Source organism: Mycobacterium sp. UM_Kg1, assembly GCF_000972925.1.
Lineage (GTDB): Bacteria > Actinomycetota > Actinomycetes > Mycobacteriales > Mycobacteriaceae > Mycobacterium > Mycobacterium hiberniae.
Genome location: NZ_JRMK01000409.1, coordinates 1 through 210 on the forward strand (window position 1 = coordinate 1; position 210 = coordinate 210).

At 67.6% G+C, this 210-nt stretch carries 1 pseudogene; it reads left to right on the plus strand.

The features are described 5' to 3' along the window. Window positions 1-184 (plus strand): annotated as a pseudogene (locus LI92_RS21745) (homogentisate 1,2-dioxygenase); the annotation flags it as partial. Window positions 185-210 lie beyond the last annotated feature (26 nt).

A 210-nucleotide genomic window follows, 5' to 3' on the forward strand; every position in this document is an offset into this window, starting at 1 on the left:
GGGCCTGATCAGCCACGCCCCGCAAGGCGTGCATCACGGCGCCCCGGAGAAAGCCCGGGAGCGGGCACGCCGCAAATTCGACGACTACGCCCGGGTGGACTGGCAGGTCATCGCCATCGACCCCCGCCGCCGCCTCATCCCCTCCCCCGAAGTACTGGCCGCCGACTTAGGACAACACGCATGACCGCCAAGCACGACTATGAACGAATC